Source organism: Bacillus sp. JJ1532, from assembly GCF_036965085.1.
Lineage (GTDB): Bacteria > Bacillota > Bacilli > Bacillales > Cytobacillaceae > Cytobacillus.
The window spans coordinates 20,325-34,389 of the sequence record NZ_JBALOW010000071.1; the positions used below are offsets into that span (position 1 = coordinate 20,325).

Here is a 14,065-nt window from a genome sequence, read left to right on the forward strand (position 1 = left end):
TAGGGAATGATGAACTTCTTTTAAATTATTTTTCCTGATAAAGGAGACGAAAGATGTCTGATTATATTGTAGAAATGAAACATATAACCAAACGATTTCCTGGAATAGTAGCGAATGATGATGTATCCATTGGTATTAAAAAAGGAGAAATTTTTGCCTTGCTTGGAGAAAATGGTGCAGGTAAATCAACTCTGATGAGTATTTTGAGTGGAATGTATGAACCGGATGAAGGAGAAATTTATATTCGGGGAGATAAAGTACAAATTAGTTCACCGAACCATGCGGCAAAGCTTAACATTGGAATGGTCCATCAGCATTTTAAGTTAGTCCCTGATTATACGATTACAGAGAATATCATATTAGGTGTAGAGCCTATGAAAAAATTCGCAGGTCTCTTTCCATACGTAGATATTCGAAATGCCAATCGTAAAATTGAAGAACTGTCTAAAAAATTTGGTTTAGAAGTGGACCCTACGAAAAGGATAGCTGATCTTACTGTTTCGATGCAGCAACGGGTAGAAATTTTGAAGGTGCTTTATCGTGAAGCAGAAATCCTTATTTTTGATGAACCGACTGCAGTCTTAACGCCACAAGAAATTGATTACTTGCTCGGTATAATCGAAGGCCTGCGAAACGGTGGAAAAACAATCATATTAATTACACATAAGCTAGAAGAAATTAAGAAAGTGGCCGATCGATGTGCTGTATTGAACAAAGGTAAATTAATTGATGTGTTGGATGTAAAGACAACATCGGTTAATCTTATGGCTCAATTAATGGTAGGTAGAGAGGTTAGTTTTGAATCTGAAAAAGTACCAGCTCAGTTTAAAGAGGAAGTATTGAAGGTAGAACATCTAACTGTTAAAAATGAAGATGGATTTGAAGTAGTGAAAGATGTATCCTTTACCATCCGCAGCGGCGAAATATTTGCAATTGCTGGAGTCGCAGATAATGGTCAAGTTGAAATAGCGGATGCCATTGCTGGATTAACAAAGGTTAGCGGTGGGAAAATACTCCTCGAGGGTAAGGACATTACGAGTGAAAGTATAAGAAACAGAACAGAAACGGGAATATCTTATATACCTGAAGATAGACAAAGCTTTGGACTATTTTTGGATTTTGATTTATCAACTAATTTAGCATTAAAGCAGTACTATAGGGAGCCCTTTTCTAGTAAGGGAATCTTAAATAAAGAGGAATTTGAGCAATTTGGCAGTCATTTGATTGATAAATATGATATTAGAAGTGGACAAGGTATTAAGACGCAAGTTCGTTCGATGAGTGGCGGTAATCAGCAAAAAGCCATTATTGCTCGCGAAATCGAGTTACAATCGCCGCTTATGATTTTCGTTCAGCCAACACGGGGAGTAGATATTGGGGCGATTGAAAATATTCATAAAATGATGATTCAAGAACGAGATAAAGGAAAAGCGATCTTACTTATTTCATTAGAATTAGATGAAATTATGAATGTAGCGGATACCATTGGAGTTATATATAATGGCCAACTTCAAAAAAATGCTAGCAGTGAATCCTTAACAACGAATGAAGTCGGCGAATATATGATGGGGGCAAAGCATGAGTAAAGATAAAAGGAAAAAAAACTTAAGTGATAGTCTTATTCGACCAATAAGAAATGAGAAATGGCAGCCTATCACCATTCCATTAATATCCATAATCATAAGTTTTATAGCTGCGGCTGTTGTTATCCTATTAATTGGCAAAAATCCCTTACAGGCATTTTATAACTTATTCCAAGGGGCAGGAATCTTGCCTAAGCCTTCTTATGCTGGCTATAAGAGCATGTTAACTGACTTTTTGATTTTGCTAAATGCCATGACCCCACTTGTGTTTGCAAGCTTGGCAGTTGCTGTTGCTTTTAAAGCGGGTCTATTTAATATTGGGGTTTCCGGTCAAATGCTCGTCTCTGGTTTTATAGCGACGATTATAGTTGGTTATAGTGGTTTAGATGCCATAATCGCAAAGCCGCTTGTTTTGATAATCGGATTTGTCGCTGGAGGATTAATAGGAGGATTAGTAGGGTGGTTAAAATATAAATTTAACATTAATGAAGTCGTATCTACGATTATGTTAAATTATACTGCCCAATATGTCATCAGCTTTTTTATTCAGATGTACTATATAGATCCTGTTTCAAGACAATCTAAATATATTTCAGAAGCAGCAAGATTAACTTTAGTAAATGTAGAAATAGCCAACTTGAAAATGGATATTCCATTGGGCTTTATATTAGCCATCATTACCGCTATTTTAGTAAAGTTTGTCATGGACAAAACAGTAGTTGGTTTTGAACTTAAAGCGGTAGGTTCCAACCGTAATGCAGCAAAATACTCAGGAATTAATGTTGGAAGAAATACAGTCTTAGCCATGGTTATATCAGGAGGCTTGGCTGGTCTTGCAGGTGTCACTTATTATTTAGGTTATTTTTCTTCCATACAGCCAAAAGTATTATCAAGTATCGGTTTTGATTCAATTGCTGTATCACTATTAGGAAACTCCCATCCAATTGGTGTTATTTTTTCATCATTTTTAGTATCAATTATCGATCAAGGAAGCACGTATATGAGTTCACAGTCTGGAATTAGACAAGAAATTTCTTCTGTTATCATTGGGTTAATCCTATTGATTAGTGCATGTGGTGAATACATGAAATATAAAGTCAGACGCCTGAAGGAAAAAGAAGTGGATCGAAAGGAGCGTGAATCCTAATGGATACAATAATTATTGATGGATTATCCTTTGCTCTGCCTCTTTTTATTTTGGCAATAGGCGGAATATATAGTGAAAAGAGCGGTATTATCAATTTAGCACTTGAGGGCTTTCAAGGTTTTGGAGCATTCATCGGAGCGCTGTCAGCTATTTTAATCGCAAATGCTACCGGTACAGATATTCAAGGTCTATTTTATGTGGCGTTACTATTTGCGATGATTGGCGGGATGACTTTTTCCATTATTCATGCTGTGCTATGTATTAAGTTTAAAGCCAATCAAGTGATCAGTGGTGTCGTGATAAATATTTTAGCGTTAGCATTAACGACTTTCTTAACGACACAAATAAATGCACTTGTATTTGGAGCGGCTTCGGACAAGTTTCGATTAGGTGTATCGGAGCGGTTTACGATTGAAGGTTTAGGCAATATCCCAGTGATTGGTGCGGTCTTTACGAATATGTATCCGTTCGAAGTGATTATCGTAGTGATTGCTATTTTTGCTTGGTATCTTTTATATAAAACTAAATTTGGCATGCGCCTAAGAGCGAGCGGGGAAAATCCTCAATCAGTTGATGCAGCAGGTGTAAATGTATCGAAAATTAGGTTTTCTGCGGTTCTAATATCGGGTCTATTATCAGGTCTAGGCGGCATTTGTTTTGCCTATTCCATTTCAGCTAACTTTTCTTCAAATATTTATATGGGATATGGATTCTTAGCCATTGCTGCATTAATTTTTGGTAATTGGAGGATTCTCCCTACTTTAGCTGCTTGTCTATTATTTGGTTTTGCAAAATCTGGTGGAGCATATATTGCTCAGTCAATGGCATTACCAAGTAGTTTCACCGATTTATTCATGATTTTACCGTATGTATTAACGTTATTGTTATTAATCTTTTTCTCTAAATCAAATCGCGCTCCGAGAGCATTAGGTGAAATTTATGATAAAGGAAAGAGATAGATAAATTTTCTAAGCATTTCAGAGAAGGTCTTTCAGAAGTTTACTGAACTGGTGGGAGGCCTTTTTCTTATATATTGGCAGTCAAATGTGCATAAATGTTCATTGTTTTGTTGTACTAATGTCCGTATGCCCTACATGTTGAATCTCTTTGGTATGAACAGATCTGTTGTAAAACAAGGATCGTTTTCTCTTCAGGAAAGAAGAAATGGCAGCAAGTTAAGTATTTATTAAACAAATAAAAGAAAAAGTATTATCTGAGGCTTTTCATAAGTTGCACAACTGTTCAAAATAGAAATTACTACTTTCTAAAATAGAGGAGGTAGTCTTTTCTATTGGTTGAAATTTGCTTATTAAGTTTTATTAACTGATGGATGTTATTAAAAAATGGAAACCTATCAAAAAAAGTTAGATAGGTTTCCATAAAAAATGATATTAATAGAAAGTTAATTATTATCTTTTATATCTTTTCCGTTATTGCCTAGAGAAGGCAGACCAGAAATATAACCTACATTACCTGGATTTTGAGAACCTGCCATTAAATAAGTAAAACCATTTAAGTTATCAATTGCTTGGATACCTGTTACTTCTCCGCCATCAGGAGCGGAAAGAATACGTGACAATTTCTTAGTATCAACATCATATGCCCAGCCAAAGTTGTTGACATGATTGCCGCTATCTTCAGCAATAAATAAAGTTCTCATTTTTTCAGAGTATACAATGTTATCAGGGTTAGCAATTTTATCAACGTTTGCTTTGTTGCCATCGGCATCTTTTACAAGAAGGTCTTCTCCCATTATCAGACCAGCCATTTCATTTGCTACATATTTACTGTTAATTTTATTTCCATCTCGGTCTTTTTGATTTTCAGCTAAATTCATTTCATAGATTCCACCAGCGTTGATTTTAGGGACTTGGATATCATCAGTAGGATCATTAGGGTTAGCTAACATTCCACCGCTTATTGTAGACATGGTCATATATATTTTATTATCTGCCTTATTCATTTCGACTGTTTCCATTTTGTTGAATTCAGCGGTTGCTCCTTGGATGGCCCCATAACGGCGGGATTCTAGGAAGGCTGCTGCTTTTTCCATTCCAGATTTAACCTTTAACCACTCATCTCTGCCACCTGCTTTTGTTCTTGTGAATCCATTTGCTTTTGCGTATTCCGCATCTGTAGTCGTCTCAAACATATCGCTGAATTTAGTGCTTTGTGCTAATTCTTTAATTTCTTGATCAGTAGCCTGTCCTAATTTAATCCATTCTAACTTCGCAGACCCGCCATTTTCTTCACCTGTTTGAATCCATTTAGCCGCATATAAAGTGCCTGCCGATAAATCTTTTGCTTTATCAGCAATATACATAAATGCCATCGTGTAGCTGCCATCATCCCCAAAATAAACAGTACGATTATCTGGTGCTACCTTTACATTTTCAATGGAAAGCCGTCCCATGCTATAGTGTTTTACCGCAGTTGCTTTTCCTTTATTATCAATTGAGATTTCCGGAACATAGCCATAAAGATAAGGATTACCGATGGCTGTTGGATCCTGATAGTAATTACGTGCAAACTGAGTAACGGAAGATTTTTCAGGATTTGCCTCATGTGCTCTTGCGTCAGGCTCATATTCTTCACTTCCTAAATGTGTATTCCAAGGAGATAAAGAACCTGCACAAGGAGTCCAAATTCCGCCATCAGAAGAAAAATCAATTGGAATCATATCAGTTACTGTTAATTCTCCTGTTTCCTTATTTTGTTCGATTGTATTTAACATCATTGTTTCCGGCATGTTTCCCACTTGATTCGAAGGGATACTTTCATAATGATTCACCATATATATTTTTCCATTTACCTTTAAAAGTGTGTTGCTATCTGGAGATGAAGAAATATAAGGTGTTCCATCAGCCTTTGTTATCATATTTCCATTTACATCATATGTTGCACCTGCGATTTTTCCGTTAATTTCATCGCCAGGTGTAAACAAGGATTTGTACTCTAGCGGCAGGGTTTCTTGAGTACCATTTTTGTATGTAACCTTAACAGATGCCTCACTGTACATTTTGGAACGTTCTTCATTCGTGTCAGGTGCAGCCATTCCAATAAACTCTACTTTTTCAACTGGGATGTTTTTATTAGAATCTGCTAATACATTCGCAGCTGTAGGAAATAAAACTGCTAAACTTAATAATGGAGCGACATATTTTGCTTTTTTCATTTTCAATCCTCCGATTTTTGTTTAATCTCTTAATTTCTCTTAAAGTATAAGTAGGGTGTGTAAATTGAAGGTTATGAAAATGTAAATGTTCTAGATATCTAAAAAAAATGAGTAATTGGCTCTAAATATTGTATGAATAATTGGTATGTTTTTAATGGTTTTTATAAGAAGCAAAGTGAAATTAGGACTAATGCAATAGGGGATGGCAAGACTTTTGAAAAAACACAATGAATTTTATGTTAATTTATTGTAAAGTGAAACGGATATGAGTTCTTAAAAGGGAGCAATCCGCGTATCGTTGCGCTATCCGACATCGGATTGCTAATATCGTTACCCGATACGGACAAGTTCCTAGACGCTAAAAATAAAGGCCTTGTGAATTTTGACAGAAATGGATCTCATGATCATTAAAGAAAATCGTAAAATTCATCCTATTAAAAAGGCTGCGGAGAATATTTTCTCACGCAGCTTTTGATATTGCTTTTATTATTTTTCTCCACCGATTTCAACAAGGATTTTGGCTTGTGACAGGTCACTAGACAAAGTATGGAATCCTTCTTCGACGATATCAACTAGCTTAATTTTCTTCGTCATGATTGGCTTAACATTGTTATTGTCATCACCTAAAATTTCAATTGATTTTTTAAATGTTTCATGTTCATAGCCAAGTGAAGAAGATAATTTTACCCCGGATGTCATTAATGTGATGGGGTTAAATTCAAAATCACGCGCATGGATGGCTACAACAACAACATTTCCTTTAGGTTTTGTAGATTTGATTGCTGAATCAAATGTCGGTTTCACACCTGCAACCTCAAGTGATGCATCTACACCATTTGGATATCTTTCTTTAATAAAGGCAACAGCATCATTTTCTTTCGTATTTAATACTTCAGTAGCTCCAACCTCTTTTGCCTTTGCTAAACGCTCATCAGACAAATCAAATGCTAAAATATCCTTGGCACCTGCTGCTTTGGCTGCAACGATTGTGAATAAACCGATTGGACCAGCACCAAATACAGCTACTGAGTCACCTTCTTTCACTTCTGCTTCCTTCACCGCTTGAGCAGCTACAGAAAGTGGTTCTACTAATGCAGCTTTTTCCAAGGATAAGCTATCTGGAATTGGAACTACATTTTCTTCATTTGCTACAAAAAATTCAGCGAAGGAACCATCAGTATGAAGTCCCGCAGAATAAAACTGATAGTATCTATCTATTTCTGGTGAATGGTTGCCTGAAGTAACGACAGGATTCACAACAACACGATCACCTTTTTTGAACTTTTCTACGCTTTTACCTACTTCTTCAACAACACCTGAAAATTCATGCCCTAATACGAGTGGTGCCTTTTCTCCTGTTAGAGGATTTGGCTTGTCAACCTGAACAAGTATAGGTCCAATTTCATATTCATGTAAATCTGTTCCACAAATACCAGACCAGCTGACTTTGATTTTTACATCATTGTCTCTAACTGGCTTGACATCTCTTTCCTCTACACGAACATCTTTATTTCCATACCAAACGGCTGCTTTCATTTTTTCTGCCAATTTAAATCCCTCCTAGTATCAGTAAGCCCTTTCACAAAATCATAAAAAAGGCTTGTCTCTCATATTTACTGTATCATTTAGAGGAGAAAAGCCGATAAACACAAATCATTTCAATGATGTTTAAACAACAGTTATAATAGAATTGTTGATTATTTGTAAGGAGGATGTTCATGAAGCGGGATAGAAGAGTGCAGCGGACAAGGACAGCCTTGCAAAATGCTTACCTCCAACTGATGAAAAATTATGAAGAACATGAAATTACCGTATCCATGATTACAGATGAGGCTGACATTAATCGGGCGACATTTTATACACATTTTTCAAATAAGGAGGATTTTCTAGAGGAAATGCTTTTCGAGCTCTTAGCTGGCTTTGAAAATGCGATATTGCGTGCTTTTAGTCATCAAAACAAAATTAACGTTGACAAGCTCACCCCAACTACAGAAGTGATTTTTCAATATTTTGAAGACCATAAGCAAGCATTCTACGCTTTATCTATGAGTCACAGGGACTTTGAGAAGCGGCTAGAAAAATTATTCCATCAAATATTTACAGAAAAAATCTATATAGAGACGAAATCACCGCAAGACAATCTAAATTATGATATTTTTATCCATTATCAAACAAAGGCAACACTTAGCCTATTCCACTATTGGATAAAATCAAATTTCAGCTACAGCAAGGAATACATGATGGACCAGCTAACACTGCTATCTAATACACAAATAACAAGCTTAGAATTAAGAAGATGAGTTCGGATTCTTCAAAAAGGGTGTAGATCAGCTCTTTTTGCTTCGTATCGCTGGGCGATATAACTTGCAAATAAATCTAAAAACCTTCATATTTAATAGGAAAGGAGGTCCGATATGCGACGTGATATACAACCGAATGAACGAGCTTTCTCAACTAAGGAAGTGGCAGAAGAAGTTGGGATAGCAACACCCACTGTTCGAAAGTATGGCCAAATCTTAGAGCGGAATGGATATGAGTTTTTGAAAGATGGCGATCGACGTATATTTGTTCAATCTGACATTGGAGTGCTTATAGCGCTACGCGATACGGACAAGCCGCTAGACGATACAGCTAAAAACCTTGTGAATCAACAAAAAGAAAGATTAGAAGGATCGCATGAAACAGAGATTGCGATAACCGATACATATGAAAATTTACCTCATGACCCCAATCAATTAAAAGAGGTCTTAACGTTTTTAGTCAATGAACTCGCAGCTACACGTGAAATGAATATTCAACTGACGAACGATATGTCAGATCTTAAAACAAAGGTTTCCCGACTTCAGCAAGATCATCATGTTATTAGTTCTAGCATTGGAAATTCAGCTCAAAAAACTAATTCTAAAATTGAAAAATTAACCGAACAACAAAATATCCATTACGAAACATTGCTGCAACAAGAAAAACAAAAAAGTGAACTCTTGCAAAAAGAAATACAAAATATGCGGGATGAACAGAAAAAAGAATGGAGTTCACAAAATGACTTTAATAAACGTTTAGAAGAAGCGATACAAAAGCCTAAAGAAAAATGGGGAGGGCTTTTCTCCATATTCCGAAAATAAGGTGACTGTTTAAGATTTTTAAGCGTAATTGTGTAATGAAGTGGGAATGAAACACCCATAGTTCAAAAGTAGTTGCCACATTTTAGAGTGAAATGGTTATGAGTTCTAAAAAGAGAGCAATCCGCGTTTCTTTGTTCAATCCGACATCGGAGTACTTATAGCGTTACCCGATATGGACAAGTCCCTAGACGATACAGCTAAAGTCCTTATGAATCAACAAAAAGAATGATTAGAATGAACCAATGAACTCTCAGCCACTTGTGAATTGATATCCAGCTGATAAACGATATGTGTAAGTTTAAAACAAAGGTTTCCCGGCTCCAACAGTTCAGCATGTCCTTAATATTGTTCCTCAAGAAAAGAGTTGGTCAGTTCTTTTTTTGATTCGTATCGCTGGGCGATATGCTCTTTTAATAAAACCCCAGAACCATCATCTTAAAGAAAAGGGAATCTCATATGTGTCATAATATACAACGAATGAACGAGCATTTTCTTCCATGGAAGGGATTGCAACACCCACTATTCAAAAGTATGGCCACATTTTAGAGTGGAAAGGATATAAGTTCTTAAAAGAGAGCAAACCGCGTATTTTTGTTCAATCAGAAAAAGGATAGTAATTTAATGATTCATGCACTTGCTTCATACACAAACATTGATTCCGTGCTAGCGAAATGCAAAAAGACGTTTGTGGTTCAGTGAAGACCACAAACATCTTTTAAAAGCTTATATTCCTATTTCCAACATTTTCGCTGTTACCTTCTCGACCCTGCCATCTATATCCAAACCATCAAATTTTGGCAGTTTCATTTCGCTTACGATATTTCCGTCACGCATAAACATAATACGTTCCGTCCTTGCTGCAACCTTTGCATCATGGGTCACAAGCATAACTGCAGTACCATCTGAGTTAATCTCGGATAAAATATCCATAATCTCCTGAGCAGACTTCGAGTTGAGCGCCCCTGTAGGCTCATCTCCAAAGATGATTTTCGGATTGTTCATAAGTGCTCGACATATTCCCGCACGCTGAAGCTGTCCTCCCGAAACCTGGGTAATATCACGCTTTTCAAGCTCTGAAATACCTACTCTTTCCATAAGGTTTCTTGCCTTTTTCAAAATTTTTACGGTGTTCTTTCTATTGCCCTTTATTGACGGAAGGATGATATTGTCAAGAATGTTTAGGTTTTTTAGCATAGTCGGCTGCTGAAAAATAAATCCCATTTCTGTTCGGCGCATATCTGAAAGCTGCTTCTCCCCGATTGCCGATAAATCTTTGTTGTCAAAAACAACTTTTCCGCTATTAATACCATCCATCCCACTGAGTGCAAACATTAGTGTCGATTTTCCAGAGCCAGAAGGTCCCATAACCGAAACGAACTCGCCCTCGTTTATTTCTACAGACACTCCGTCGAGAACATTTCGCTGCTCAATTCCCTCTCCGAAGGATTTAACTATATAATCACCAATAATAATCTTATTCATATCCTTACTCCTTTATATTTTCGGATATTTTTATTTGCCCTGCTCGTGTTGTGCCAATCACTGTTGCAATAAGCACCACGCATATCATCATCAATGGACTTATCAGATACGCAGATAGCGGATTGACTGCAAAGTTAAACGTTGATGCTCCAAACGAGGAGATTACTGCACCCGCAAGCATTTCTCCGACTGTATTTGCCAGAAGTGTGCCAAGAACAATTCCGACAATCAAAACGAAAACCGAACGGGAAACATATTGCACCTTAATATCAGAGTTTGTAAAACCGAACGCCTTCATAACGGCAATGGAATATCTATCCTTGGCAACAAGCATTTTCATGAACAACAATGTAACCAGTACCGCTATGACCAGTGCAACCGCAATTGCTGCGTAGGAAGCCGTTTTGACGGAACTTATTGTCGAGCCGAGGGTCTGCAAAACAAATTCATCGATATCTGAAGTCTTTGCAAAATCAAATTCTTCCGAGTATCCTACAACCTTACTGTCAACGAGGGATTTATCTGAAAGTTCAACACAGACAATGGTCCACATGACATTCGCCGAATTGTCGGTGAATATTGCCTTTGCGGTTTTGCCACCATTGGTAACATCGGAATAAATTCCACTTACCGTGAAATCTCGCTCCTTTCCTTCCATTACCAGCGTAATGACATCACCGACCTTTTTGCTCATCTCATCAGCATTTATAGTCGATAGTGAGATTTCGTTTTCTGTAGTAGGCGCTCTGCCCTCAGAATACTCTATAGGAAATGCCGAATGGTCACCGTGTTCAACTTTTATGTTTTCCTCTGACCCATTACTCGTTTTTACTTTAAAAATCTTTGTTGTCAGAACAGCATATTTTGAAACGTCCCTGTCGTTTTCAATCGTCTTTACAATTTCACCGGTTTTATCAAGGTTATTGGTCTGAATGCGCAGATCGTAGTTCCCAATCCCCATATATTGAATGAAGCTTTTTGAGGAAATCGTGTTGTATAGGTTCTGTGGAACAATAATAATAAAGGCTGAAATCACCAGTACCACAAGCATTGTGGCGTAAAGTCTTTTTCTTGCGAGAACATCCTTAATTCCGAGAAAAATATTCGTGCTAAACAGTCTGTTTCTAATTAAGGTAAAACGCTTAGCATCAGCTTTCTTTTCCTGTGAAGTACCAAAACGTATAGCCTCCGCAGCGGAAATTTTTCGAAAGCGTTTCAAAACTAAGTTTACATAAGTAACAATTGCAAGAAATACAAGCAATATGCCAATGATTCCTAAAACTAAGGCAAAAGAAGAATTTTCGCTTTCGCCCATATAAAGACGTATATTTTCAAGAAGCATACCTTGGATCATAAGCGAAAGAATAAACCCAAGAATACTACCTGCCGCTGCAATAGCTGCATATTTCGCAAGATAAATCTTCTTTATGTCGGAAAGACGAAGCCCTATTGCTTTCATAACACCAATTTCACGGTAGTCGTCTTCAATTTTCGCAAGGAGGGTAAAGCGTATGCTCATAAATGCAATTGCAACGACAAGTGCGCTTACAAGAAAAATAACTGCAATCATCATCCCGTCTGAAATGGCGTTCATCGTTTTGAAAAGCATAAAGGTAACCGTTGGTCCGTTTGCTTCAAGACCTGCGGAAGCGTAAGCTGTTTCAAATTCGCCGAGGCCTGAGTAATCCTTTAATCTAAACTCAATCAAATACTCAATACTTCCAAGGTCTTTTATTTCCGCGAAATCCTTGCTGCTTACAAGAAATCGCTTCGATGCGGAGAGTGATGAATTCATGGTCGAATCACGGAGAAATCCCGTAACAGTAAATTCCTTCCCACTTATTACGGCCTTGTCACCGACCTTTGTAGTATTGTCCTTCATATAGGCCACTGGAACATAAATCTCGCCGTCAGATACGTTGATGATGTTGCCATTAAGATCAAGAAGATAATCGAATTTTTCGTTCTGTATGCTGAAGCCGTTATCCTGAACACTATTCGTAAGCGAATTATCGCCTAAAATAATCTGCGAGCCGTCAATGCCTAGAAACTCAACTACCTGGTATTCTTTGACGTTGTTATTTTGCTCAGCAAAGGATGTAAGCCGATTCAAATCGATTTCACCCGAATGCATCTGCATAAAATGTGGCGTTTCAGCCTTTTTCATAAGTGTATCCAGCGCTCCCGTCAGATTGATAACGAGAATCGCTGCGAGTGAAACAAGCATAGCTGCTGCAGCGACAAATATCATGGTAGTCAGTGTTATTGCTTTGCTCTTTAACATGTCGTTGCGAATTATTCTGTTATACATAAGTCACCTCTGTTTTATGCTTTTTTCCTATTATCAATAATGGAATTCTGAGGCCTATTCTTCGCCGTCAAACATCTGGATAACTTCCATTAAACTTCCATTTTCAGTTCCGAGAAGTCTTTCTGAATTGAAAATAAACGCATGAATCCGTGAAGCACGCTCCTCGGCAGTCATTTCAACCATATCATCATCAAAAACGGTATTCATATAGGTCACAACCATTTCCATACACTCGTATGGGTACGGTGTTTGGAACATCCCCTGTTCAATGCCATCTTGGATTATTTCCGTCATAATTGGCGTAATACCGTTAATAATGACCTTTTGTATTTTCTGATGCATAAGAGCATTCTGTGGCTTATGAATGTGCTCCATTATTTCCTTATTGCTTCCACCCCTTAGGTTCATGGACAATACAACGAGAACGATACGCTCGATTATAGGGATTCGTTTGTCCTTGGAAATTTCCTTTGCTACGCCTAAAAGATGGTTATTATAGCGTTCAATCAACGCATCCATAAGATCCTCTTTCGACTTAAAATGATAGTAAAGCGTTCCACGCGCAATTCCAACCTTATCGAGAATATCCTTTGTCGTTGTCCCGTCAAATCCTTTTTGACCGAAAAGCTCATCTGCAGCATCCAGTATTTCGTTCCTGCGCTCCTCAGCCTTTTTGACAACTCTCATTTTCACACCCCTCGTTATCGACCGACTGCCTGTCGATACTAGAATAGCATTCTATTTAAAATAGTAGTGTAAAAAAATTGTAAAATTATATCAATTTTGGAGAAACCAAGAGATGCAGATACCATACATTCCTAATATAAAGAGTTTTTAAATAATTGTACTTAAACGCCCTCAGTATAATAACGACATTCTCCCGAATACTCGCTTATCCGCAGGATTTCATACAACTTAATAATTAGTAGTGAACTAAATGAAGGGGAGGACTGATACGATATATGCAAGTGAAGGCATAATGAAATAAGGGAGTATAATAAAACTCCATGATTTACTTTATGATATACATTCTCCACGACACCTCTGGAGGCTTTCCCTCATATGTCTTAATGGGGCTACTTGCCCTTTCATTCCTTCGTCATGCCTATCCAAGAGGTGGAGGCCAGTTTTGCTATCGGGGGCTTTAACACAATACGGAATAAAAATAAAGAGCCTAAATTATGCAAGTTTTTTTACACTACTTGCGTAATTTGACTCTTTTTATATTCATAAAAACTACTGTCA

10 protein-coding genes are annotated in these 14,065 nt (G+C 37.2%); 5 read left to right on the forward strand and 5 right to left on the reverse strand.

Going from position 1 to position 14,065, the window contains the following annotated elements:
* Positions 1-53 precede the first annotated feature (53 nt).
* Genes V7122_RS20470 through V7122_RS20480 form a run of 3 tightly spaced genes read left to right on the forward strand, consistent with a single transcriptional unit; the run spans position 54 to position 3,689 of the window.
* Positions 54-1,586 carry an ABC transporter ATP-binding protein gene (locus tag V7122_RS20470; RefSeq protein WP_335528706.1) on the forward strand — a complete coding sequence of 511 codons (1,533 nt, stop codon included), beginning with the start codon at positions 54-56 and terminating at the stop codon, positions 1,584-1,586.
* The gene (locus tag V7122_RS20475; protein WP_335346191.1) at positions 1,579-2,730 is read left to right on the forward strand and encodes an ABC transporter permease; all 1,152 of its coding nucleotides are present in this window, start codon (positions 1,579-1,581) and stop codon (positions 2,728-2,730) included. The genes V7122_RS20470 and V7122_RS20475 overlap by 8 nt, the downstream gene beginning before the upstream one ends.
* Positions 2,730-3,689, forward strand: a complete 960-nt coding sequence (locus V7122_RS20480; RefSeq protein WP_335346192.1) for an ABC transporter permease — start codon at positions 2,730-2,732, stop codon at positions 3,687-3,689. Before V7122_RS20475 ends, V7122_RS20480 begins: the two co-directional genes overlap by 1 nt.
* A gap of 443 nt (positions 3,690-4,132) precedes the next feature.
* Here V7122_RS20480 and V7122_RS20485 read toward each other — a convergent pair whose 3' ends face one another.
* Together V7122_RS20485 and V7122_RS20490 are read right to left on the reverse strand one after the other, a co-directional pair.
* Positions 4,133-5,905 (reverse strand): PhoX family protein, encoded by a 1,773-nt coding sequence (locus V7122_RS20485; RefSeq protein WP_335528709.1) that lies wholly within the window; start codon positions 5,903-5,905, stop codon positions 4,133-4,135.
* A gap of 486 nt (positions 5,906-6,391) precedes the next feature.
* Positions 6,392-7,441 carry a 2,3-butanediol dehydrogenase gene (locus tag V7122_RS20490; RefSeq protein ID WP_335528776.1) on the reverse strand — a complete coding sequence of 350 codons (1,050 nt, stop codon included), beginning with the start codon at positions 7,439-7,441 and terminating at the stop codon, positions 6,392-6,394.
* 182 nt (positions 7,442-7,623) lie between these two features.
* Here V7122_RS20490 and V7122_RS20495 point away from each other — a divergent pair, with 182 nt between their 5' ends.
* Together V7122_RS20495 and V7122_RS20500 are read left to right on the forward strand one after the other, a co-directional pair.
* Positions 7,624-8,205, forward strand: a complete 582-nt coding sequence (locus tag V7122_RS20495) for a TetR/AcrR family transcriptional regulator (RefSeq protein WP_335346194.1) — start codon at positions 7,624-7,626, stop codon at positions 8,203-8,205.
* A gap of 114 nt (positions 8,206-8,319) precedes the next feature.
* The gene (locus V7122_RS20500; RefSeq protein WP_335346195.1) at positions 8,320-9,027 is read left to right on the forward strand and encodes a hypothetical protein; all 708 of its coding nucleotides are present in this window, start codon (positions 8,320-8,322) and stop codon (positions 9,025-9,027) included.
* 723 nt (positions 9,028-9,750) lie between these two features.
* On the opposite strand, the gene V7122_RS20505 is transcribed toward V7122_RS20500, so the two are convergent.
* The 3 genes from V7122_RS20505 to V7122_RS20515 are packed head-to-tail and all read right to left on the reverse strand — an operon-like array spanning position 9,751 to position 13,507.
* The gene (locus V7122_RS20505; RefSeq protein WP_335528712.1) at positions 9,751-10,509 is read right to left on the reverse strand and encodes an ABC transporter ATP-binding protein; all 759 of its coding nucleotides are present in this window, start codon (positions 10,507-10,509) and stop codon (positions 9,751-9,753) included.
* Between the two features lie 4 nt (positions 10,510-10,513).
* The gene (locus tag V7122_RS20510; protein ID WP_335528715.1) at positions 10,514-12,820 is read right to left on the reverse strand and encodes an ABC transporter permease; all 2,307 of its coding nucleotides are present in this window, start codon (positions 12,818-12,820) and stop codon (positions 10,514-10,516) included.
* Between the two features lie 54 nt (positions 12,821-12,874).
* The gene (locus tag V7122_RS20515) at positions 12,875-13,507 is read right to left on the reverse strand and encodes a TetR/AcrR family transcriptional regulator (RefSeq protein WP_335528717.1); all 633 of its coding nucleotides are present in this window, start codon (positions 13,505-13,507) and stop codon (positions 12,875-12,877) included.
* Between the last annotated feature and the right edge of the window lie 558 nt (positions 13,508-14,065).

Excerpts from the sequence above, each read along its gene's own strand:
- V7122_RS20485 (WP_335528709.1), bottom strand. The coding sequence starts at position 5,905 with ATGAAAAAAGCAAAATATGTCGCTCCATTATTAAGTTTAGCAGTTTTA.
- V7122_RS20515 (WP_335528717.1), bottom strand. The coding sequence starts at position 13,507 with ATGAGAGTTGTCAAAAAGGCTGAGGAGCGCAGGAACGAAATACTGGAT.
- V7122_RS20500 (WP_335346195.1), top strand. The coding sequence starts at position 8,320 with ATGCGACGTGATATACAACCGAATGAACGAGCTTTCTCAACTAAGGAA.
- V7122_RS20495 (WP_335346194.1), top strand. The coding sequence starts at position 7,624 with ATGAAGCGGGATAGAAGAGTGCAGCGGACAAGGACAGCCTTGCAAAAT.
- V7122_RS20505 (WP_335528712.1), bottom strand. The coding sequence starts at position 10,509 with ATGAATAAGATTATTATTGGTGATTATATAGTTAAATCCTTCGGAGAG.
- V7122_RS20490 (WP_335528776.1), bottom strand. The coding sequence starts at position 7,441 with ATGAAAGCAGCCGTTTGGTATGGAAATAAAGATGTTCGTGTAGAGGAA.
- V7122_RS20480 (WP_335346192.1), top strand. The coding sequence starts at position 2,730 with ATGGATACAATAATTATTGATGGATTATCCTTTGCTCTGCCTCTTTTT.
- V7122_RS20470 (WP_335528706.1), top strand. The coding sequence starts at position 54 with ATGTCTGATTATATTGTAGAAATGAAACATATAACCAAACGATTTCCT.
- V7122_RS20510 (WP_335528715.1), bottom strand. The coding sequence starts at position 12,820 with ATGTATAACAGAATAATTCGCAACGACATGTTAAAGAGCAAAGCAATA.
- V7122_RS20475 (WP_335346191.1), top strand. The coding sequence starts at position 1,579 with ATGAGTAAAGATAAAAGGAAAAAAAACTTAAGTGATAGTCTTATTCGA.